Here is a 21,175-nt window from a genome sequence, read left to right on the forward strand (position 1 = left end):
GTCCTCTTATTGCGCTCTCTTAGCATGCGGCGGCTCGACTTAATGAAAAGGCATACACCATCCGTGACTTGCACCGATTCACTTCCCTCTCTTCCGGATATTCTTGAACCGGGTTTATCAGTCGTATTTTGCGGAATAAATCCGGGCGTCACTGCGGCATCGACTGGCCAGCATTTTGCCGGCAGAGGCAATCGGTTCTGGCGAACTGTTCATCTGGCGGGCTTTACGCCCGAACAGATCGCCCCTGAAGACGACCGCACTCTCCTGCAATATGGTTGCGGCCTCACAGCGGTAGTCTCGCGTCCAACCGCACGCGCGGACGAGCTATCACAGTGGGAGTTCAAAGCGGCTGCGAGTGAATTCGAGCAGAAGATTGAACGACATGCACCGCAATGCGTTGCCTTCCTCGGCAAGATGGCGCTCGCCGCCATGTCGGGCAGACGCGACATCCAGTGGGGCGCGCAACCACGCACATTCGGCGGCGCCCGCGTATGGGTATTGCCCAATCCCAGCGGCCTGAACCGGTCATTCAGCCTCGACGCGCTGGTGATCGCCTACCGGGAACTTCGTCTTGCAGTCGCAACGGCTGCTTCGGTTTAGAGAACCCGCTGGGTAGCCGAGCCGGCGCGATCCAACTTGCCCACCGGCATGCCCTATTTGACCGGAGCCAGAATGCCGGAGGGCCCATTAATCGTCATCGCGCTTTCCACGTATTGAAGGTGCACGTTTCTGCGCAAGGTCTCGGTTACGAACTCCACAAAGGCCCGAATCTTGCCGCTTTCGCCGCGCCGCTCCACATGCAGCAAATTCACCGGACTCGACTCGGGTTCGAACGCGGTGAGGATCGGCAATAGCGTGCCATTGAGCACTTCGGGAGCCGCCTGGTAGGAGAACAATTGCACGATCCCCACGCGGTCAACCGCCGCCATCACGGCTGCGGGAGCCAGGTTGACAATCATTCGCGGCTGGATCCGGACGGGCAGCCTCAAACCGTTCTCATAGAACAACCACTCGAGTGGACTGGTCACGCCCGTGAATGACACACAGTGGTGATTGGACAGGTCCCTCGGATGAACAGGTTCGCCGTGCGCGGCAAGATAAGCAGGAGCCGCATAGGTTCGACGCCGTACAAAACCCAGCGGCACTGCGTATATCGAGGAGTCCCCGAGATGGCCTATACGAATGGCGATATCCACGCCCTCCTCGAGAAGTCGCGTGGTGCGATCGGCATACACGGCGTTCACGCTGACGTCCGGATAGCGCCGGGTGTAAGCATCAACCAGCGGCGCGATGAATCGCTGACCCAACAATACCGGCGCCGAGATGGTCAGGGTGCCCACAGGGTTGTCCTGGCGAGCCGCGACAGTCGCCTCTGCGTCCGTGATGGCATCCAGCACCCCGCGGCATGCATCGAGGTATGACATACCCGCCTCCGTCGGCCGGACTGAACGAGTTGTCCGCGCAAGCAGCTGCGCGCCCAAACGGGCTTCGAGCGAGTTGAGCGCCCGCGAGACCGCGGGTGCCGACATTCCAAGTTTCTCTGCCGCGCCGGTGAAACTGCCTCGGTCAACGATGGAGACGAAAACCTCCATCTCGCGTAATCTGTCCATCCTGGATCCCAACTTGAATGTGCTTGCAGCAAGACACTGCTTGCACTGTGTACTGCGGCCCATCAATGTGCGGTGGCCTGGGAAGCGATAGGTCGCCGCGTCATCGGGCATTACAAAGCTGTCCTGATTCTAGGCGCCATGCCCTGCATGGTGATGCTGTCTTTCGGCAATTGGCTCAAGGAAGATTACAAATGGCCACCGCCGAACGCTTTTAATCGCTCACTGCTTCAAACGGCCGTACCGGCCTGATCCGCTAGCGTAAATCACCTGACCATACGCGATCGCCCGTTGCCCGAGCATCTCTGAACCCTGCCGTAAAAACATCGATGCTCGCGCCGCTCCACCGCGATGACATTGCTCTGTTGACCGAACGGAAAAGGATCATTTCCAGCTGGGTGCGCTGGTGTCGTAGTGGCGCTGACATTGGCCAGATTTGTGAATGAAATGGCCTGATAGGCGACCTGACCAGGCTTTAAGAATGCAGGCCGGTCTCCTAGAATGGATCAATCCATTGCGCGGCGGCGATACGTGAGTGAACCGGTTGGAATGACCGCGGGAAATACCATGGGGTCATTGGATCAAGCTCTTTCGCGGCGCATCCGGGATCTTCGCGAGCACGTGCTTGAGAGGGAGGCTTCCCGACGCAATACCCCATTCAATACTAGTAGCCTAGCGGACTCTTATGAACATCGCCAACCCATGGACAACTGGAACGGCACAATCGACGCTCGCACAATCGCCGGAGCCCGCTTCCAAACGGGAGGCAGACATTCCTGCACAGCAGGCGACCAAAGAACCCGAGCTGCCGCTTCGCCTCGCGATTGGCCTGCTCGGCATGCTGCTGGCGTCGCTACTGGCCATATTGAACGAACAGGTTACCGCGGTGGCGCTGGCCGATATCAAGGGCGCGTTCTCGATCGGACGTGACGATGGGACGTGGGTGACCACCATCTTCGAGGCTACCAACGTGGCCACGATGGTATTCGCTCCGTGGTTCGGAATGACGTTCACGCTGAAGCGATTTACGATCGGCTCCGTGCTGGCCGTCATGTTGCTGGGATTCCTTTGCCCCCTCGCGCCGAACCTGACCAGCCTGTACGTGTTGCGTGCGCTGCAAGGGATAGCCGGCGGATGCCTGCCGCCGATGTTGATTATCGTGGCGCTTCGTTATCTCCCCCCGAAGGTCAAGTTGTATGGGCTCGCGGGGTACGCGGCCACTGCGACCTTCGGGCCAGCGGTCAGCACGCCGCTCGCTGCGTTATGGACGGAATATGTCAGCTGGCGAATGGCCTTCTGGCAAATCGTGCCGCTTGGCCTCATCGCCTGCGTGGCAATCTACAAGGGACTGCCGTCGGATCCCCTCAAACTCGAACGGTTCCGCTCGTTCAACTGGACCGGCTTCCTGCTGGGGTACCCCGGTGTCGCCATGCTTGTCATTGGCTTTCTGCAGGGCGACCGTCTCGACTGGCTGAATTCAACATTCATCTCCACGATGTTTGGTGGCGGCACGCTGTTGCTGGTGGTGTTCCTGATCAACGAGTGGTTTCATCCACTGCCGTTTTTCAAGCTTCAGTTACTCGCCCGCAGAAACTTCGCGCACGGGCTTCTCACGCTGGTGGGCGCGGTTACGCTGATCGTGGGCGTCGCCGCGATTCCCAGCCAGTTTCTCGCGCAGATTCACGGCTACAGGCCGTTGCAAACCACGCCGCTGTTTCTGCTGGTGGCGATTCCGCTCCTGATTTCCCTGCCTCTGACCGCCACGCTGCTGAATCTGCGACAGGTCGATCACCGTTGGGTCATGGCTCTTGGACTTAGCCTGATAGCCACTACGTGCTTCCTGGGCAGTTTCATGGACTCCGAATGGATTCGCGACAACTTCTACGTGCTTCAGTCGCTGGAGATCGTCGGCCAGCCGATGCTGATCCTGGCGATCCTGATGGGCGTCACGACAGGTTTGCCGCCAACCGAAGGTCCGTTTGCCTCGGCCATGTTCAACACGATCAAAACCTTTTCCGCCGCTGCGGCAACCGCCCTCATCGAGGGCGTGGGCACCGCGCGCGAACATTTTCATTCGAGCATGCTCGTGGACCATCTGGGCAACAACGCGCTGGTGACAAGCCAAAGCATCGATGCAGCACATGGTCTCGGTGAACTCGCGCACCGGATCCACGAGCAGGCCGTCGTGCTTACATCGGCGGATCTCTATCGCGTGATGGCCGGCATCGCCATCGCGTTTCTTTTCGTTATCCCGGTGTTGCCCGTGCGTGTGTATCCGCCATGGAGCACGACGCCGCCCTCTTCCCGCTAAGCGACGATATCTATGTCATCTGTCACCCGATTTCCGCCCAAAACCATTCGGATTGCCGCCTGTGTAGTCATACTCGGCCTCGTTATATGGGCTTGTACCAGGCTAATTGCCGACTCGAATAGCGAGACCACAAATGATGCCTATGTGACTGCCGACTTCACGCTGGTAGCGCCACGTGTCGCCGGCCAGCTTTCAGAGGTGCTCGTCGAAGACAACCAGCAGGTGAAAACCGGACAATTACTGGTTCGTATCGATGACCGCGACTTCCGCGCCGCCTTGATGAGTGCGCAGGCCGACGTGGTGGCAGCCAAAGCCTCGGTTGCGAACTATGAAGCCGAGATCGCGCGGCAGCCCGCGCTTGTCGACCAGGCGCGCGCCACGCTTCGCTCAGATGAAGCGTCGCTCGCATTTGCGCGAGCGAACGCCGCGCGTTACCAGAACCTTTCGGAAACCGGCGCGGGAACCACGCAGGAGCAACAGCATGCTTCGAGCACGTTGGCCGAGCAGATCGCCCAGCAGGCGCGCAACCGGGCCGTGTTCGTCGCGACTGAGCAGAACCTCGACGTTCTGCGCACCCAGCGCGACAGGGCGGTGGGCACGTTGGCCCACGCCGAGGCCGTTCTCGAGCAGGCGAAACTTAACCTGTCCTATACGGAGATCCGCGCGCCGATCGACGGCAAGGTGGGCCGGCGTTCGGCGCGGGTTGGCGCATTCGTGACAGCCGGCGCGCCCCTGCTCGCGATCGTCCCGCTGTCGGACGCTTATATCGTCGCCAACTTTCAGGAAAACCAGCTCACGAAGATGCGCCCCGGCAACACCGTGAGAATCAAGGTCGACAGCCTTCCAGGCGTGGTGATCAAAGGGCATGTCGATAGTCTTGCGCCCGCCACGGGCGTGAGCTTCGCGCCTATCGCGCCCGACAACGCAACCGGAAACTTCACCAAGATTGTCCAGCGCGTGCCTGTCAAGATCACCATCGACCGCGGCCAGGAGGCCGCTTCTGAATTGAGCGTCGGCCTTTCTGTCGAAGCGGAGGTCGCCGTTGGCAAACGTGCCGACACGGGCAGCGAAGGAGCAGACAAGAAATGAGTGCGAGCGAATTCTCCATCCGCACGCCTGCGCTGGCGGTGTTGCTGTGCTCGATGCTCACGGGCTGTCTCGTCGGCCCGAACTTCGAACGTCCGCAGTCAAGCACGCCCGACGTGTTCGATCGCACCCAGTCTGCGCAAGCACCCAGCAAAGCAATCGAATCCGAATTCAGTCAGGAATGGTGGACGCTGTTCAACGATCCCATGCTGGACTCGTTGGAAAAACAACTGGCCGATGCGAACCTCGACGTCGCGGCGGCGTCGGCACGTCTGCGGCAAAGCCGGGCCGGGCAACGCATTGCCGGCGCCGCGGAATATCCGACACTGGACGGCGCCGCATCTTATAACCGCGAGCGCGGCAGTCCGAACGGCATCCTGTCGTTGCTGGGCGTCCCCCCTCTGGCAAGTCAGCCGCAGTCGGCCTCGGGCAGCTCGCCGCTTGGCGTGGCGCCGTTGCCGGGCTCCTCGGGTTCGCCGGCTTACAACCTCTATCAATTCGGCGTGGATGCATCGTGGGAAGTCGACATCTGGGGCCGGGTTCGCCGCGGTGTCGAGGCCGCGACCGCGCTGAGCGACGCCTCATTCGAGGACCGCAATGCCGTTCTTTTGTCGGCCCGCGCTGAACTTGCGCGAGACTACATCCAGTTGCGTGACACGCAGGCTCTGCTGCAGATAGCGAAGCAGAACCTTGCAATCGCCCGCGACGCGACGAAGCTTACGCAAAACCGGGTGCGCGAAGGCGTCACGACGGATCTCGATGTGGCCAACGCGATGGCCCAGGCGGAGACGATCGAAGCCTTGATCCCGACGCTCGAATCGCGTGCCGAGACCACGATCAATGCGATCGGCGTGTTGCTGGCCAAGGAGCCCGGTGCGCTGCGTCAAATGCTCGCCGAGCCGCATGATGTTCCGGCACTGCCTGCGCAGGTGCCGATCGGCTTTCCGTCGGAGCTGGTGCAGCGCAGACCCGACATCAGGAAAGCAGAGGCTCAATTGCACGCGGCCACGGCGGGGATCGGCATGGCGAAGGCCGACTTCTATCCCCGCATCTCGCTGAACGGCAGCGCAGGGTTCCAGAGCCTTCAGCTTAACAATCTCGCCAACTGGGCGTCCGGCCAGTTTGTCGTCGGGCCGTCGATCACGCTGCCGATCTTCGAAGGCGGGCGCCTCAAGGGAACACTCCATCTGCGCGAGGCGCAACAGCAGGAAGCCGCGATCACGTATCAACAAACCGTGCTGCAAGCCTGGCGAGAAGTGGATGATGCGCTCGTTGTCTATGACGCCGAACAGCGGCGCCACGAACGCCTGGTAAAGGTGGTTAGCCTGAACCAGCGCGCACTGTCGATTGCGCAGCAACGGTACAAGGCAGGCGCGGTCGATTTTCTCGACGTGCTTAACGTACAGAAACAGTTGCTCGACGCGCAAAGCCAGCTCGAGCAAAGCAAGGCCGACGCCGACGCCAACCTCATCACGCTATGCAAGGTGCTCGGCGGCGGGTGGGAGTCGACGTACGCCAGGCAGGACACGCCTCGCGTCGACGCAGCAAAATAAAGGTCGTGCCACGTCAGTGAACGGCTCTGATCGCCTGATCGCGACAGAGCCGTTCGGTCTTACCTGCGTCTTACTTGCGCTTCAATTGCGAGAGATCCCGCACCGCGCCGCGGTCAGCCGAGGTAGCCAGCGCCGCATAGGCCTGCAACGCCTGGGACACCACACGTTGACGATCCCCCGGCTGCCACGCCTTGTCGCCGCGAGCCTCCATGGCTTCGCGGCGGCGTGCCAGTGCCTCGTCCGACACCACCAGATGCATCTTGCGGTTCGGAATGTCGATCTCAATCACATCGCCCTCTTCCACCAGACCGATCGTGCCGCCTTCGGCTGCTTCCGGCGAAGCATGGCCGATCACGAGGCCTGACGAACCGCCCGAGAAACGGCCATCGGTGAACAGCGCGCAGGACTTGCCCAGGCCCTTGGATTTCAGATACGACGTGGGATAAAGCATTTCCTGCATCCCGGGACCGCCCTTGGGGCCTTCGTAACGGATCACGACCACGTCGCCCGCCACGACCTTGTCGCCGAGAATGGCGTCGACGGCGTCGTCCTGACTTTCGAAGACGCGTGCGCGCCCGGAGAAAATCCATTGCGATTCGTCGACACCCGCGGTCTTGACGATACAACCCTTCTCCGCGAGGTTGCCGTAGAGCACGGCGAGCCCGCCGTCTTTCGAATACGCGTCCTGCTTGCTACGGATACAGCCGGTCTTACGATCGGTATCCAGCGACGCGAACGTGGCTTCCTGGCTGAACGCAACAGTGGTGGGAATGCCGCCCGGGGCCGCGCGGAAGAATTTCTGCGCTTCTTCGCCCGCGCCGCCGGCGATGTCCCACTTCGCGATGGCGTTGCCCAGCGTGCCGCTATGCACGTTGCCGCACGAGAGGTCCAGCAGATCCGCGCGAGCCAGCTCGCCGAGAATGCCGAGGATGCCACCGGCACGGTGCACGTCTTCGATATGGTATTTGTCGGTGGCGGGCGCAGCTTTGCACAGGCACGGCACCTTGCGCGAGATGCGGTCGATATCGGACATCGTGAAATCGACGCCGGCTTCCTGCGCCGCTGCCAGCAGGTGCAGCACGGTATTGGTCGAACCGCCCATCGCCACGTCGAGCGTCATGGCGTTCTCGAAGGCCTGCTTGGTGCCAATGCTGCGCGGCAGGACCGACGCGTCTTCTTCCTGATAGTAGCGGCGGCACAGGTCCACCACGAGGCGCCCGGCCTGTTCGAACAGACCCTTGCGCCATGCATGCGTGGCGACGATCGTGCCATTGCCGGGCAACGCCAGACCGATCGCTTCGGTCAGGCAATTCATCGAGTTCGCGGTGAACATGCCCGAGCACGACCCGCATGTCGGGCAGGCGCTGCGTTCGATTTCCGCTACTTCGGCGTCGCTGACCTTGGGGTCGGCGGCCTTGATCATCGCGTCGATCAGGTCGATCTTGGCGATCACCTGGCCGTCGGTCGGCGATTTGACCTTGCCTGCTTCCATCGGACCACCGGAAACGAAGACCACCGGGATGTTCAGGCGCATGGCGGCCATCAGCATGCCCGGGGTGATCTTGTCGCAATTGGAGATGCAGACCATGGCGTCAGCGCAATGCGCGTTGACCATGTATTCCACCGAGTCGGCAATCAGCTCGCGCGAGGGCAGCGAATACAGCATGCCGCCGTGACCCATGGCGATGCCATCGTCCACGGCGATGGTGTTGAATTCCTTGGCGACGCCGCCGGCCGCCTCGATCTCTTTCGCGACCAGCGCGCCCAGGTCGCGCAGATGCACGTGGCCCGGCACGAACTGGGTGAACGAGTTCACCACCGCAATAATGGGCTTGCCGAAATCACCGTCCTTCATGCCGGTGGCGCGCCACAAGGCGCGGGCGCCGGCCATGTTGCGGCCATGAGTGGACGTTCGTGATCGGTAGTCAGGCATCTGTTTCCTCAAGTATTGTGGTCGTTAAATTTAGAACTACGCCCGGCCCCGTCAATGCGGCGTTGCGGACGGCGCCGGCACACACCGATGCCCCGCAGGCGGTGGCTCGCGATTGCGTGCAGGGTATGCGCTGGGAAGGTGTGAATAATGCGAGAGCGCCGGTAAGACGTCCAATATATTTTTCCGGCGCAATTAGGTCGCAAAAGATATTAATTATCGATCAAGCGAGGCAGACAGGGATCTGCCTCATCCCTGCGAGGGCTCCGGCCACTCGCCGATCCCCTTCAGGCGCTCCGCCATAAACTCGCGCAGCACGCGAACCTTGGTGGAAAAGCGCCGGTTCGGCAGATACGCCATGTAGATCTGCCGGCCGGTCAGCGCGTTTTCGAGCCGGTATTTTGGCAGCGCGACCTCCAGTGCTCCGCTCACCAGAAGATCCCTGATCAGCCAGATTTCGAACTCGGCAATGCCGAGTCCTGCGCAGGTCGCCTCCAGTAGCAGCTCCGAATGATCCGATTGCAGATTGCCCGAGGGCAGCACCGACTGCACCGTCTTGCCGTTCGCCAGGTGCCAGCGTGGATCGCCCTCCGGATGCAGATAACGCAGGCAGTTGTGCTGCGCCAGATCGGCGGGTGTTTGCGGGCGGCCGCGCCGCTCGAAATAGCCCGGCGCCGCGCACAGGATGCTGTCGTTGCGCGAAATCGGCTGCACGATCAGGTTGTCGAGATAGTTCTCGCCTTCGTGAATGTCGAGATCGAAACCGCCCATCACCATGTCGTTGTGATTGTCGGTGAGGCGAAGATCGAGCTGGATACCCGGATAGCGCTCGAGAAACGGCGCGACGAGCGGCGCCAGATAGCGGCGGCCGAACGCCACCGGCGCCGTGAGCTTTAACGGGCCGCTTGGCGCCGAATCCAGTTCGGCCACGACCCGCAACGTGTCGTCCAGATCGGCGATCATCGAGACCGCCCTGGCGTGGTACAGATCGCCCGCCTCCGTCAGCGCCACATGATGCGTCGAGCGATGCAGCAGCGGCGCGCCGAGCATCTCCTCCAGCGCGGTAATCTTGCGCGCGATCGTCGACGTTGCGACCTTCAGCTCGCGTGCCGCCGCCGAAAAACTGCCGAGCTCGACGATCCGGACGAGCGCGCGCATCGCGCTCAGGTGGTCGAGACCGGCTTCCTTTGCTTTTTTAAGGGTCATTTCCGTGTTGCGTCCAGTGCAAAACCGTTTTCGAAATTACGTGTAAATGCACTTTTTTGCAATAATTAAACTTGCCGTTGTCCGCTCAAACCTGAAAACACGCAATGACCCTTCCTTCGCATGTCCCGCTTGTCGTCGCTACCCGTAACGCGCACACGGAGCGCATCCACTGGGGATCCGTGGCGGTTGTCGACGCCGACGGCGCGTTGCTGGCCCATGCAGGCGACCCGCACGCATGGGTGTTCTCCCGCTCCACGTTAAAGCCGTTTCAGGCCTTGCCGTTCGTGCGCGACGGCGGCCCGGACCATTTCGGCTTTACCGATGCCGAACTGGCGCTCACCTGCGCGAGCCACGGCGGCGAGGACATGCATGTCGATGCCGTGACGAACATGCTCACGAAGATCGGCATGGCGGAATCCGACCTGCGCTGCGGCATACACATGCCGGATCATTACAGCGAGAGCAATCTGCCGCCGCGCGGCAGCGTGTTCGACCAGCGTCACCACAACTGTTCGGGCAAGCACACGGGCTTCCTCGGTTATTGCTGCATGCACGGCTACGCGCGTGCCGCCTACCTGGATCGGGACCACGAACTTCAACAGGAGATTGGCCGCGATGTCGCCACTCTCTCGAACCTCGCCGCGTCCGATCTCTGGTACGGCGTGGACGGCTGCAGCGCGCCGAACATCGGCATGCCGTTGTCGCGCCTCGCGCTGATGTGGGCGCGCCTCGCCACCGGCACGTCGGGTTCCGGCGCGGCGACGGACGCGGCGCTGACGCGCATTTTCTCGGCGATGGCCGCGCATCCGGCGATGGTGTCCGGCACTGGCCGATGCGATCTCGCGCTGGCCAACGCATCGGGCGGCGACTGGGTCGCGAAGGTCGGCGCTGACGGCGTGCACACCATCGGCATTCGCAGCACGGGCGTAGGGGTCGCGATCAAGATCGCCGACGGCGACTTCGCTGCCGTCTACGCGACGACCATCGCCGTGCTGAAGCAGTTGGGCCTGCCGCTCGAAACCGACGACACGCCGCTTGCGAAATGGAGCGACCCGGTGCTGCGCAACGTGCGCGGCGCCGCCGTCGGCCAACTCAAATCCACCGTGCAATTGACATGGGTATGAACGACAGCGCTCACATCGGTAGCGCCGCAGCGCCGCTGGTCTCGCTGCGCGGTGTGAACAAGTCTTTCGGTGCGCAGCAGGTGCTGTTCGACATCGATCTCGACGTCGCGCCCGGCGAAGTCGTGGTCGTGATCGGCCCGTCGGGTTCCGGCAAATCCACGCTGTGCCGCTGCATCAACCGGCTCGAAACGATCGACTCCGGTGAGATTCTGCTCGCCGGTCAGCGTCTGCCGGAAGAAGGCCGCGCGCTGGCGTCGATGCGCGCGCAGATCGGCATGGTGTTCCAGTCCTTCAACCTGTTTTCGCACCGCACCGTGCTGCAGAACGTGGCGATGGGGCCACGCAAGGTATTGCGTCAGTCGCACGCGGACGCCGAGGCTGTCGCGCGCCGCCTGCTTGCACGCGTCGGTCTTGCGCACAAGGCCGACGCCGTGCCGGCGGAACTGTCGGGTGGCCAGCAGCAACGCGTTGCGCTGGCCCGCGCGCTCGCCATGAACCCCAAAGTCATGCTGTTCGACGAACCCACCTCGGCGCTCGATCCCGAGATGGTGAGCGAAGTGCTCGCCGTGATGCTCGAACTCGCGCACAGCGGCATGACGATGGTCGTCGTGACACATGAGATGGGCTTTGCGCACCAGGCGGCAGACCGCATCGTCTTCATGGATGGCGGACGCATCGTCGAAATTGCCGACCCGCAGTCGTTTTTCAACGCGCCGCGCTCGGAGCGCGCGCGCGATTTCCTCTCCAGAATTCTGGAGCACTGATTTCGCGCGGGTTCGCGCTGGGTTTCGCGCTGGGTTTGCGTTAGTTTCGCGCTGGTTTTGAATTCATTCGACAGGACCAACCTGTCCCATAACAGAGGAGATGCAACATGAGTTTCAGATCGATTGCGGTAATGGCCACGTGCGTTGCCGGCACCCTCTTCGCCGCGATGGCGCCGGCCTATGCCGCGGAAAGCTTCCCCGCCGATTCGACGATGGCGAAGATCCAGAAGAAGGGCAAGCTGGTGGTGGGCACATCGCTCAACACACTGATGTTCTCCGTGCGCAATCCGATGACGGGCCAGACCGAAGGGTTCGAAGGCGATCTCGCGCGTCTGCTCGCGAAGAAACTGACCGGTTCGGCGGATAACGTGGAATGGGTGAAGACGACCACGGAGAACCGTCTGCCGTTCGTGCAGAATGGCCGCGTCGACGTGGTGATCGCCACGCTGACGATCAATGACGCGCGCCGCAAAGTGATCGGATTTGCCGGCCCGTACTATGTCGCCGGCCAGGACATCCTGACGCGCCGCGCCGATACGTCGATCAAAAGCGTGACGGATCTCGCCGGCAAGACGGCCTGCGTGCTGAACGGCACGACCGTCGAAGACAACGTGAAGAAATTCGCGCCGCAGGCCAGATTCGTCACGTTCAACGACACGGCGGCGTGCGTCGAAGGCGTGGCCGACGGCCGCTTCGATGCGTATGTGGATGACGGCGCGACACTCGCCGGCGAATCGCTGCGTCAGCCGAACAAATTCCGCATCGTCGGCAAGCCGTTCACCCAGGAGCCGTACGGTATCGGTGTAGCGAAAGACGACGCCGCATTCCGCGACTGGATCAATGCGCAGCTCGAACAGTCGATCAAGGACGGCACCTGGAACAAACTGTACGCGAAGGACCTGGAAGGCACACTCGGCAAGCCGCAAGTGCCGACGATCGAACGCTGATCCTGACGAACTCATGAACTCCCTGCTTCCGTTTGCGTGGCGCTTCATCGAAGGGATGGGCGTGACGATCGAGCTCACGGCGCTGTCGTTCGCGATGGCGTTCGTGCTCGGTATTGCGTTGGCCGTCATGGCCGTCGGCCCACTCGCACCGTTGCGCTGGTTTGCCGCGATCTACGTCGAAATCATGCGCATGACGCCGCTGCTCGCGTTGCTGCTGCTGTTCGTGTTCGGCCTGCCGAAGCTCGGGTTCATGTATTCGCTCGTCACGTCGTCGGTGCTGGTGCTCGGCTTTTACACCGCCGCGTGGATTGCCGAAGTGCTGCGGGCGGGCGTCAACGCCGTGCCGGCGGGACAGGTTGAGGCGGCGCGCAGCATGGGCATGACGTTTATCCAGGTGCTGTCGAACGTCGTGATTCCGCAGGCGATGCGCAGCGTGATTCCACCGCTCGGCAATCTGTTCGTGAACCAGTTGAAGGCGTCGTCGATCGCGGCGGCGATTGGCGTGTTCGACATCACGTATACGGCGCAACGCATCAACTTCGAAACCGCGCAGGCCATGCCGACGTTCGCCAGCGCCATGTTCGCCTATATGGTGCTGACAATTCCGCTGGGTCTCGCGATGCGGCGGCTCGAACTGAAAATGGCGGTGACGCGATGAACCGTCCTGGCACCCTCTACGAAGCACCCGGTCCGGTCGGCCGCGCGCGACAACGCATTTTTTCAGTGGTGAGCGCGCTGGCTGTCTGCGCATTGCTGGCAGCGATCGCGATCCGTCTCGCCGCGAGCGGCCAGTTCGATGCCGACAAGTGGGCGATCTTCTTCCACTGGGGCACGGCGAAATTCCTGTTCGACGGACTCGTTTCGACGATCGAAGCCGCCGCCTGTTCGGCGCTCGTCGCATTTGCAATGGCGTTTCCACTTGCCCTTGGCAGGCTTTCCATCCGGCCGTGGGTTCGCAAGGCAGCGGGCGCGTATATCGAGTTCTTCCGCGCAATCCCGTTGTTGCTGCTGATCCTCTTCATGGTGATCGAGCTGCCGGCGCTCGGCTTCGACTGGCCCGCGCTCGGCTTTCTCGTCTTCGCGATGGCATTGCACCATTCGGCGCTGACTGCCGAAGTGATTCGCACGGGCATCCTCTCCCTGCCGCGAGGCCAGCGTGAAGCCGCACTGGCGCTTGGCATGCGGCCGCATCAGGCGATGCTGTATGTGGTGCTGCCGCAGGCGCTGCGCAGCATGTTGCCGGCGCTGATCAGTTCGGTGCTGGCGATCGTTCAGGACACGTCGCTCGGCTATGTGATTCCGTACGACGAACTGCTGCATCGCTCGCAAGACGTGTCGAGCTACGCACCGCAGTCGTTGCTGCAGGCGGCATTCATCGTCACGATGATGTACGGCGTGGTGAGCGCGGCGCTGCTCTATCTGAAGCGCCGGGTTGAGCGGCGTCAGGGGCAGGCGGTGAGACGCGCGGCGAACCTTCCAGTCGATGTCATGACTTCCGTCACGGAGATGAGCCCAGCGGAGCGAAGCGAAACAGCCACCCCGGGGGCGACGCGTTGAGCGTGGACCCGGCTGCAAACATTGCAGCCGGCCCCCCTTTTTCAGTTGATCTCAGGACACTTGCCGGTAGTACAGATTCTGCGGATGCCGTGCTTCCGCAAAAAAGAACCAGCGCTCCGCGAGAAGCCCCGCATACTGAACCGCGCACGCGGCAGTCAGCAACCAGACCGACGCGGCGACCGAAGATGAACCGCCGCCCAGCGCAATCAGCACGAACGGCACGGCGAACGCAGCGACCAGGAAGGACCACTTGATGTGGCGCAGTCTTTGCGGTGTCTGCCCGTGAAAAAACTCGCGCAGATTGAATGCGCCCGCCGTGAATCCCCGCGATTTCTGCACGACCTTCGGCGACCGGATGCCGGTTGCGCTCTGCACCGTCGATTTCGGCCGCAACCGCGCATTACGCACGAGCGACGCAACACGGGTCGCACATCCGCCCAGCGTCAGCGCGCAGGCACAAGCCGCGAGTGCGGCAACCAGTGACGGCGCGAGCCACGCCGCGCAAGTCGTGACGAGCGTGAATCCCGATGCGCAACCGAGCAGCACGAAGTTCACCATCGTGAGCGGCGTGGCCCATTCCTGCAGGAAGCGCAGGCACGCGTAAATCATCGCGGTGCAGACGAACAGCGCGACGCTTGCCAGCGCACCCAGCGCACCGATCGCCAGCGACCACGTGGAGTCAAACCAGTGCGCCACGCCGTACGCGAACGCGCAGGCGAGAAACACCGGGAGCGCCAGACATTCGCGCGACAGCCAGGACGTGCGCCACATCGCGATTGCACGCCAGGCGCGTTCCGGATGTCCGAGATGGAAGAACGAGGCCAGCAGACCCAGCCCGCCAAGCACGACAACCAGCGCCGCGCCCAGCACAAAGAACATCCGCGGCGGCGCTGAGCTTGCTGCGATCAGGCCAAGATGCACGGCAAGCTCGACACCGAACAGCGCGATCAGCAGGCCCTGCCCTGCACCGCAGAGCGTGGTCAGAAACACTACCGAAAATGCCGGCTTCATGCGTGCCTCCCAAGACCAAGAATACTGAACACGCGCCCCATGACCCCAGGCGCCGCGCGCCGTTCCTCAGCGTGTAATTGCGCTTGCTCTCGCCCTGTATCCAGCGGAGCGGCGGCACTCGGCGCGTCGGCGAACCCCACCTCGTCACTGCCCGATTTGCACGAACACGACTCGCCGCCGCATGCCCCTGTCTTCTGACGCGGCAGATAGTGATTGGCTGGCTTCGTGTCCCATTCCGGCATCAGCTGATACCCGCCGCGCTCGCGAATCGCCTGCGACACCACTGAATCCGGATCATGGATATCGCCGAAGAGCCGCGCGGAAGTCGGGCATGCCAGCACGCAGGCGGGCTTGCGATCACGTTCGGGCAGCGCTTCGTTATGGATGCGGTCGGCGCACAGCGTGCACTTGGTCATCTCCTTGCGCTCTTCGTCGAGCTCGCGAGCGCCGTAGGGACACGCCCACGAGCAATACTTGCAGCCGATGCATTTGTCGAAATCGACCAGCACCAGGCCGTCTTCCTTGCGCTTGTAGCTCGCGCCGGTGGGGCACACCGGCACGCATGGCGGATCCTCGCAGTGCAGGCACGACTTCGGAAAATGAATCGTATCGGTGAGCGGAAACTCACCGGCTTCGAAGGTCTGCACGCGGTTAAAGAAGGTGCCGGACGGGTCGGCGTCGTAAGGACGCACATCGGCGAGACTGCCCGCCTCGCCGGACGTATTCCATTCCTTGCAACTCGTCACGCACGCATGGCATCCCACGCAGACGTTGAGATCGATTACGAGCGCCATCTGTGTCATGAGATGCTCCTCATCCGTTACGCCTGGTGGTGCCGCGCAGACGCGCGGCGAACTCGCCGCTTCCGGCAAAGTAGGTCTGTACGATCCGCTGCAGCACGCCGGTTGACCCGGGCAGTGGCTGCATCGGCGCGAACTGGGGCAACGTATGATCCGCGTCGGCCTCGGCCGGATAGATCCGCACGCGCACGTCGTACCATGCCGCCTGACCGGTGATCGGATCGGAATTCGAGGTACGTCCCGCGTGCTGCGCCGTGCCCGGCAGTTCGTCGGTGATCAGGTGATTGAGCAGGAAGCCACGTTGCGATTCGTTAGCGTCGGGGCCGAGGTTCCAGGCGCCGGCGGCCTTGCCGATCGCGTTCCATGTCCACACGGTGCCCGGCTCCACCGCCTCGCTATAGCGCGCCATGCAGCGCACCTTGCCCCATTGCGATTCGACGTAGATCCAGCCGCCGTCTTCGATACCGTTTGAGCGCGCCATCAACGGATTCATGAACAGGTAATTCTCGCCATGAATCTGCCGCAGCCATGCATTCTGTGAGTCCCACGAGTGATACATCGCCATTGGCCGCTGCGTGACGGCGGCGAGCGGATAGCGCGCGAGATCGGTGGAGGCGAGTTCGAGCGGTTCATACCAGAACGGCAACGGATCGAAATAGTGCTCCACGCGCGCGCGCAGATGATCGGGCGGTTGCCTGCCCGCGGTTTTGCCTTGGGCCGCGAGGCGGAATTTCTGCATCACATCCGAGTAGAGCTGGATCACGATCGGTGTGTCGAACTTACGGAAGCCGTGTTCCACCGCCCACTTCAGATACGGGCCGTTGACGCCGCGCATGTACTGCAGCGGCTCGGGCAGCGTGTAGTGGAACACGCAGTTGTTGTTCGCGTACTGTTGCCACTGATCCGGATTCGGCTCGCCCACCAGCGCCTTGTCGCCGTTCTTGCCGCGCCAGCCGATCAGGAAGCCCACGCCCGAGTCCGGCGCGGTCTGGAAATTGACGATGAAGTCCGGGTAGTCGCGATACTTGCGCGTGCCCTCGCCCGTCGTGAATGCGGGCAGCTTCAGACGGCTCGCCAGTTCGATCAGCACTTCCTGGAACGGCTTGCATTCCCCGGTCGGCGGCAGGACCGGCACACGCACCGAATCCACCGGACCGTCGAACTCCGAGATGGGCCGGTCGAGCATCGACATCGCGTCATGCCGTTCGAGGTAGGTGGTGTCCGGCAGGATCAGATCGGCGAACGCCGTCATCTCCGACTGGAACGCGTCGCACACCACCAGGAACGGGATCTTGTATTCGCCGTTGTCCTGCTTGTCCACCAGCATCTTGCGGACTTCCACGGTATTCATCGACGAATTCCACGCCATGTTGGCCATGAAGATCAGCAGCGTGTCGATCGGGTATGGGTCGCCGCGCCATGCGTTGGTAATCACGCTGTGCATCAGGCCATGCACGGCGAGCGGGTATTCCCACGAAAAGGCCTTGTCGATACGTACCGGTTCGCCGGCGGCGTCGATGAAAAGATCTTCGGGCGCGGCTGGCCAGCCGAGCGGCCCGCTCGCCAGCGGCGTATTTGGCTGCACGGCGTCCGGACTGTTCGGCGGTTTGGCCGAGGGCGGCACCGCCCGCGGATACGGCGACTTGTGCCGGAAGCCGCCCGGCGTGTCGATCGTGCCCATCAGCGACATCAACACGGCCAGCGCGCGGATCGACTGAAAGCCATTTGAATGCGCCGCCAGTCCACGCATGGCGTGAAAGGCGATCGGATTGCCGCTGACGGTGGCGTGTGTTTCGCCCCACGCGTCGGTCCATGGAATCGGCAACGTAATCTTGTGATCGCGCGCGGTCTGCGCCATCTCGCGCGCGAGGCGGCGGATGGTCTCGGCCGGAATGCCGGTGATGTCAGCGGCCCACTGCGGCGTGCAGTCGGCAACGCGCTCACGCAGCAACGCAAACGACGGCGTCACCGGCGTGCCGTCGTCGAGCGTGTATTTGCCCGACGTCGCCGGCACCGCGCCTGGCGTGTGATGCAGCACCGGGCGTTGGGTGTTCAGGTCCCACCACAAGTGGTTTTGCGGAAACAGCGGATTGGCTCCGGGCGCATCGGGATCGCGCACGAACAGGCCAAACGTGTCGGCATCCGCATTCATGTCGAGTAGTTCGCAGGCATTCGTGTAGCGCGCGACGAACTCGTGGTCGTAGGCGTCGCTCTCGATCAGCTCGTGGATCAACGCCATGAACAGCGCACCGTCGGTGCCGGGGCGGATCGGCACCCACTCGTCGGCAATCGCGGCGTAACCGGTGCGAATAGGATTGATTGCGATGAACCGGCCGCCAGCGCGCTTGAACTTCGACAGCGCGATTTTCAGCGGATTCGAATGATGATCCTCCGCGGTGCCGATCATGAAAAACAGCTTTGCGCTGTCGAGGTCCGGGCCACCGAACTCCCAGAACGACCCGCCCATTGTGTAGATCATGCCTGCGGCCATATTGGCCGAACAGAAGCCGCCGTGCGCCGCATAGTTCGGGGTGCCGAACTGCCTCGCGAATAGCCCCGTCAACGCCTGCATCTGGTCGCGCCCGGTGAAGAGCGCGAACTTCTTCGGATCGGTGGCACGCAGATGGGCAAGGCGCTTTTCAAGCGTGGCGAACGCAACATCCCATGACACGGGCTCGAACTGGGCGCTGCCGCGTTCAGCACCGGCTTTGCGCATCAGCGGTTGGGTCAGCCGCGCCGGCGAGTACTGCTTCATGATCCCCGACGAACCCTTCGCGCAGATCACCCCCTGATTCAGCGGATGGTCGGGGTTGCCGTCGATATAGCGCACTTCGCCTTCGCGTAAATGGACGCGAATGCCGCATCGGCACGCGCACATGTAACACGTCGTCGTTTTGACCTCGAGCTTCTCGTTCTGCGTGCGCGCGTGGTGTTCCATGCTTGCCTCCGTTAGGCGCTCCGCGATGGCCGTGTTGAACTCAGGCAATCGCTTCAGCCATCGTAAGAGCGATGGACGCAAAAGAAAAATCGCTATTTCGTATCGAATTTATCGTCTGGGCCGATAGTTAGCGGTTCCGGCTACCGTCCTGGTTCGCGACGCACGCATGGGCAATGGCATGCTCAGAGAGCGGACGGCGGGCGCAGCGCCGACGCTCCCAGCTGTAGCCGGCGCGCCGGCCGGCCCGTTGTTACTGGCCGTACACGTCGAAGTCGAAGTACTTCTTCGCGATCCGGTCGTACGTACCGTCCGCGCGCATGTCGGCGATCGCCTTGTCGATCTTCGACTTCAGGTCGGTATCCTCTTTGCGCAAACCGATCGCCGTCCCACTCCCCAGCGTCTTCGCATCGTAAAGCGCACTGCCGGTAAACGCGAAGTCCTTGCCTCGCGCCGTGCGCAGGAAGCCGACGTCAGCCTGCACAGCGTTCTGCAGCGACGCGTCGATGCGGCCGGCGATCAGATCCGTGTAAACGAGATCCTGGTCCTGATAGGCCACGATCACTGCGCCGACCGGCTCCCAGTACGTCTTCGCATACGTTTCCTGGATCGTGCCCTGCTCGACGCCGATTCGCTTGCCCTTCACCGCTTCCGGCGTCGGCGCGATCGTCGAGCCCTGCTTCGCGACGAGGCGTGTCGGGATCCGGAATACCTTCGACGAGAACGCAATCTGCGCCTGACGCGCCGGCGTCATCGACATGGTCGACAGCACACCGTCGAACTTGCGCCCTTGCAGCGCGGGGATCATGCCGTCGAAGGCGTTTTCGACCCACACGCATTTTGCGTTCAGGCGGCGGCAGATCTCGTTGCCCAGATCGATATCGAAGCCGACCAGTTTGCCGTCGGCGGATTTCGATTCGAACGGCGGATAGCTCGCGTCGACACCGAAGCGCAGGGTCGACCAGTCCTTCGCGATTGCGCTGCCGGACGTTACGGCAAGCAGCGCAATCGTCAGGCTTGCAAGCATGGATTTCATGTTTTTCCTTTTATCACTCTTATGGACCAATGCGCGGCGTGGTAAAGAACCACCAACCGCCAATATGCACGGCGGCGCGCCGGGACGCGTTGGCTGAGCTGCAGCCGGCGCGCAGCGCCCGCCATTCGACCGTAAATTCGCCGGCCTTACAAATTCATTAAAGAAATCAGTTCATGCGGACGCTGCATGTCGAAGAAAACGAGAAGCTGGAAATCATCTTTGCTAACGCGTACGATCATTACCGGGGTTTAAGGGTCGCAGCGAAGGGCCGCAGCGTCAGTGTGCGTAGTCTCCCGGAAGAGTAGGAACAACCTGTTCACGGTACCCGCCATGCTCAAGCGAATCATTGCAGCTTCCGTTCTCATGCTGACGTTGGGATTGCCGTTCGCAGCGCACGGTACTGAAGGTGCATTAGGCCGCCCCATCTCCGGTACGGGTGTCACACCCGACGCGGGTATCGTGCCACCGGAGCCCGGATGGTTCGCGAATCTGGCTGAGATTTATTTCGACGGCTCGATCAGCGCGGGACGCTCCGTGCCCATCGGCGGTAAAACAACGTTCGGGCTCGACGCCCAGGTCTCGTTCACGCTGGCAACCTTGCTGAAGGTGTGGGACACCGGCGCCGGCCCATGGAACTTCGCGTCGAGCGTTACGCTCCCCTACGCCTGGACGAGCGCCACTGCGGCGCTCGGAATCGGTAACCGGACGGGAAGCGTCAAGCAGGATGCGTCCGGCCTGTTCGACCTGACCTTTACACCGCTGATCGCCGGTTATCATTTCTCGAAGACCGATCATATTTCTTTTAGCGTCAACATCTGGGCGCCTACCGGCAAGTACGATCCAGGCAACATCGCCAACGTCAGCCTGAACAACTGGACGTTCATTCCCACTGTTTCCTATACGAAGCTGGTGCCCTCGATCGGCATGGAGTTCGACGTGAGCGCCGGTGTGCAGTTCTACACGCGCAATTCCGCGACCGACTATCAGAACGCACCACTGTTCACGCTCGACATGCTGGCCCTGAAGCGCTTCGCGAACGGCGTGGGCGCGGGTGTGATCGTCGGCACAGTCCAGCAGATCGGTAACGATAGCGGCCCAACTGCGGACAAACTGAATGGCTTCCGGGGCTACGACTGGTCCATCGGTCCGATCGTGACCTACGACACCAAGATCGGCGGCAAGAACCCGCTTAGCCTGACCTTGCGCTGGGTTCCCACTGTGGCCAGCAAGAACCGGCTCTCAAGCACGTCGACCGTGATGGCAACAGCAACAATCGGTTTCTGACGCCTGCAAGATCATCGAACCGTC

At 62.2% G+C, this 21,175-nt stretch carries 17 protein-coding genes; 10 read left to right on the top strand and 7 right to left on the bottom strand.

Annotated features, from left to right (window positions below; all coding sequences use genetic code 11):
- Positions 1-24: 24 nt before the first annotated feature.
- On the top strand, positions 25-600 hold the full coding sequence (gene mug, locus PQR27_RS11080) for a G/U mismatch-specific DNA glycosylase (RefSeq protein ID WP_408523695.1): 576 nt from the start codon (positions 25-27) through the stop codon (positions 598-600).
- A gap of 53 nt (positions 601-653) precedes the next feature.
- On the opposite strand, the gene PQR27_RS11085 is transcribed toward mug, so the two are convergent.
- Entirely contained in the window at positions 654-1,610 is a 957-nt protein-coding gene (locus PQR27_RS11085) for a LysR family transcriptional regulator (RefSeq protein ID WP_408525463.1), read from the bottom strand.
- A gap of 682 nt (positions 1,611-2,292) precedes the next feature.
- Between PQR27_RS11085 and PQR27_RS11090 the strand changes: the two genes are divergently transcribed.
- From PQR27_RS11090 to PQR27_RS11100, 3 genes are read left to right on the top strand one after another with little or no spacing between them, the layout of a single operon-like run.
- The gene (locus PQR27_RS11090) at positions 2,293-3,918 is read left to right on the top strand and encodes an MFS transporter (RefSeq protein ID WP_408523696.1); all 1,626 of its coding nucleotides are present in this window, start codon (positions 2,293-2,295) and stop codon (positions 3,916-3,918) included.
- A gap of 12 nt (positions 3,919-3,930) precedes the next feature.
- The gene (locus PQR27_RS11095; RefSeq protein ID WP_408523697.1) at positions 3,931-5,007 is read left to right on the top strand and encodes an HlyD family secretion protein; all 1,077 of its coding nucleotides are present in this window, start codon (positions 3,931-3,933) and stop codon (positions 5,005-5,007) included.
- Positions 5,004-6,557 carry an efflux transporter outer membrane subunit gene (locus PQR27_RS11100; protein WP_408523698.1) on the top strand — a complete coding sequence of 518 codons (1,554 nt, stop codon included), beginning with the start codon at positions 5,004-5,006 and terminating at the stop codon, positions 6,555-6,557. The genes PQR27_RS11095 and PQR27_RS11100 overlap by 4 nt, the downstream gene beginning before the upstream one ends.
- A gap of 70 nt (positions 6,558-6,627) precedes the next feature.
- Here PQR27_RS11100 and ilvD read toward each other — a convergent pair whose 3' ends face one another.
- On the bottom strand, positions 6,628-8,490 hold the full coding sequence (ilvD, locus tag PQR27_RS11105) for a dihydroxy-acid dehydratase (RefSeq protein WP_408523699.1): 1,863 nt from the start codon (positions 8,488-8,490) through the stop codon (positions 6,628-6,630).
- A gap of 246 nt (positions 8,491-8,736) precedes the next feature.
- Positions 8,737-9,693 (bottom strand): LysR family transcriptional regulator, encoded by a 957-nt coding sequence (locus PQR27_RS11110; protein WP_408523700.1) that lies wholly within the window; start codon positions 9,691-9,693, stop codon positions 8,737-8,739.
- Between the two features lie 104 nt (positions 9,694-9,797).
- On the opposite strand from PQR27_RS11110, the gene PQR27_RS11115 reads away from it, so the two are divergent.
- The 5 genes from PQR27_RS11115 to PQR27_RS11135 all read left to right on the top strand — a co-directional run bounded on the left by PQR27_RS11115 (position 9,798) and on the right by PQR27_RS11135 (position 14,085).
- Positions 9,798-10,817: an asparaginase gene (locus PQR27_RS11115; protein WP_408523701.1), complete on the top strand. Its 1,020-nt coding sequence runs from the start codon at positions 9,798-9,800 to the stop codon at positions 10,815-10,817.
- The gene (locus tag PQR27_RS11120; protein ID WP_408523702.1) at positions 10,814-11,581 is read left to right on the top strand and encodes an amino acid ABC transporter ATP-binding protein; all 768 of its coding nucleotides are present in this window, start codon (positions 10,814-10,816) and stop codon (positions 11,579-11,581) included. Before PQR27_RS11115 ends, PQR27_RS11120 begins: the two co-directional genes overlap by 4 nt.
- 107 nt (positions 11,582-11,688) lie before the next feature.
- Positions 11,689-12,528, top strand: a complete 840-nt coding sequence (locus PQR27_RS11125) for a glutamate ABC transporter substrate-binding protein (RefSeq protein WP_408523703.1) — start codon at positions 11,689-11,691, stop codon at positions 12,526-12,528.
- Between the two features lie 13 nt (positions 12,529-12,541).
- Positions 12,542-13,186 carry an amino acid ABC transporter permease gene (locus tag PQR27_RS11130; protein WP_408523704.1) on the top strand — a complete coding sequence of 215 codons (645 nt, stop codon included), beginning with the start codon at positions 12,542-12,544 and terminating at the stop codon, positions 13,184-13,186.
- The gene (locus PQR27_RS11135) at positions 13,183-14,085 is read left to right on the top strand and encodes an amino acid ABC transporter permease (protein ID WP_408523705.1); all 903 of its coding nucleotides are present in this window, start codon (positions 13,183-13,185) and stop codon (positions 14,083-14,085) included. Before PQR27_RS11130 ends, PQR27_RS11135 begins: the two co-directional genes overlap by 4 nt.
- A 51-nt stretch (positions 14,086-14,136) precedes the next feature.
- Here the strand turns inward: PQR27_RS11135 and PQR27_RS11140 are convergent, their stop codons facing one another.
- The 4 genes from PQR27_RS11140 to PQR27_RS11155 form a co-directional block, all read right to left on the bottom strand.
- The gene (locus tag PQR27_RS11140) at positions 14,137-15,096 is read right to left on the bottom strand and encodes a dimethyl sulfoxide reductase anchor subunit family protein (RefSeq protein WP_408523706.1); all 960 of its coding nucleotides are present in this window, start codon (positions 15,094-15,096) and stop codon (positions 14,137-14,139) included.
- Positions 15,093-15,899, bottom strand: coding sequence for a 4Fe-4S dicluster domain-containing protein (locus PQR27_RS11145; protein WP_408523707.1), 807 nt, complete (start codon positions 15,897-15,899; stop codon positions 15,093-15,095). The genes PQR27_RS11140 and PQR27_RS11145 overlap by 4 nt, the downstream gene beginning before the upstream one ends.
- 10 nt (positions 15,900-15,909) lie before the next feature.
- Positions 15,910-18,834, bottom strand: a complete 2,925-nt coding sequence (locus PQR27_RS11150) for a molybdopterin oxidoreductase family protein (RefSeq protein WP_408523708.1) — start codon at positions 18,832-18,834, stop codon at positions 15,910-15,912.
- 250 nt (positions 18,835-19,084) lie between these two features.
- Complete coding sequence (locus PQR27_RS11155) at positions 19,085-19,867, bottom strand: ABC transporter substrate-binding protein (protein WP_408523709.1); 783 nt, start codon at positions 19,865-19,867, stop codon at positions 19,085-19,087.
- A 330-nt stretch (positions 19,868-20,197) separates the two neighbouring features.
- Between PQR27_RS11155 and PQR27_RS11160 the strand changes: the two genes are divergently transcribed.
- Complete coding sequence (locus tag PQR27_RS11160; RefSeq protein WP_408523710.1) at positions 20,198-21,151, top strand: SphA family protein; 954 nt, start codon at positions 20,198-20,200, stop codon at positions 21,149-21,151.
- The last annotated feature ends 24 nt before the right edge of the window (positions 21,152-21,175 follow it).

Source organism: Paraburkholderia fungorum, from assembly GCF_046027215.1.
GTDB classification, from domain to species: Bacteria; Pseudomonadota; Gammaproteobacteria; order Burkholderiales; family Burkholderiaceae; genus Paraburkholderia; species Paraburkholderia fungorum_D.

Excerpts from the sequence above, each read along its gene's own strand:
- mug (WP_408523695.1), top strand. The coding sequence starts at position 25 with ATGCGGCGGCTCGACTTAATGAAAAGGCATACACCATCCGTGACTTGC.
- PQR27_RS11085 (WP_408525463.1), bottom strand. The coding sequence starts at position 1,610 with ATGGACAGATTACGCGAGATGGAGGTTTTCGTCTCCATCGTTGACCGA.
- PQR27_RS11090 (WP_408523696.1), top strand. The coding sequence starts at position 2,293 with ATGAACATCGCCAACCCATGGACAACTGGAACGGCACAATCGACGCTC.
- PQR27_RS11095 (WP_408523697.1), top strand. The coding sequence starts at position 3,931 with ATGTCATCTGTCACCCGATTTCCGCCCAAAACCATTCGGATTGCCGCC.
- PQR27_RS11100 (WP_408523698.1), top strand. The coding sequence starts at position 5,004 with ATGAGTGCGAGCGAATTCTCCATCCGCACGCCTGCGCTGGCGGTGTTG.
- ilvD (WP_408523699.1), bottom strand. The coding sequence starts at position 8,490 with ATGCCTGACTACCGATCACGAACGTCCACTCATGGCCGCAACATGGCC.
- PQR27_RS11110 (WP_408523700.1), bottom strand. The coding sequence starts at position 9,693 with ATGACCCTTAAAAAAGCAAAGGAAGCCGGTCTCGACCACCTGAGCGCG.
- PQR27_RS11115 (WP_408523701.1), top strand. The coding sequence starts at position 9,798 with ATGACCCTTCCTTCGCATGTCCCGCTTGTCGTCGCTACCCGTAACGCG.
- PQR27_RS11120 (WP_408523702.1), top strand. The coding sequence starts at position 10,814 with ATGAACGACAGCGCTCACATCGGTAGCGCCGCAGCGCCGCTGGTCTCG.
- PQR27_RS11125 (WP_408523703.1), top strand. The coding sequence starts at position 11,689 with ATGAGTTTCAGATCGATTGCGGTAATGGCCACGTGCGTTGCCGGCACC.
- PQR27_RS11130 (WP_408523704.1), top strand. The coding sequence starts at position 12,542 with ATGAACTCCCTGCTTCCGTTTGCGTGGCGCTTCATCGAAGGGATGGGC.
- PQR27_RS11135 (WP_408523705.1), top strand. The coding sequence starts at position 13,183 with ATGAACCGTCCTGGCACCCTCTACGAAGCACCCGGTCCGGTCGGCCGC.
- PQR27_RS11140 (WP_408523706.1), bottom strand. The coding sequence starts at position 15,096 with ATGAAGCCGGCATTTTCGGTAGTGTTTCTGACCACGCTCTGCGGTGCA.
- PQR27_RS11145 (WP_408523707.1), bottom strand. The coding sequence starts at position 15,899 with ATGACACAGATGGCGCTCGTAATCGATCTCAACGTCTGCGTGGGATGC.
- PQR27_RS11150 (WP_408523708.1), bottom strand. The coding sequence starts at position 18,834 with ATGGAACACCACGCGCGCACGCAGAACGAGAAGCTCGAGGTCAAAACG.
- PQR27_RS11155 (WP_408523709.1), bottom strand. The coding sequence starts at position 19,867 with ATGAAATCCATGCTTGCAAGCCTGACGATTGCGCTGCTTGCCGTAACG.
- PQR27_RS11160 (WP_408523710.1), top strand. The coding sequence starts at position 20,198 with ATGCTCAAGCGAATCATTGCAGCTTCCGTTCTCATGCTGACGTTGGGA.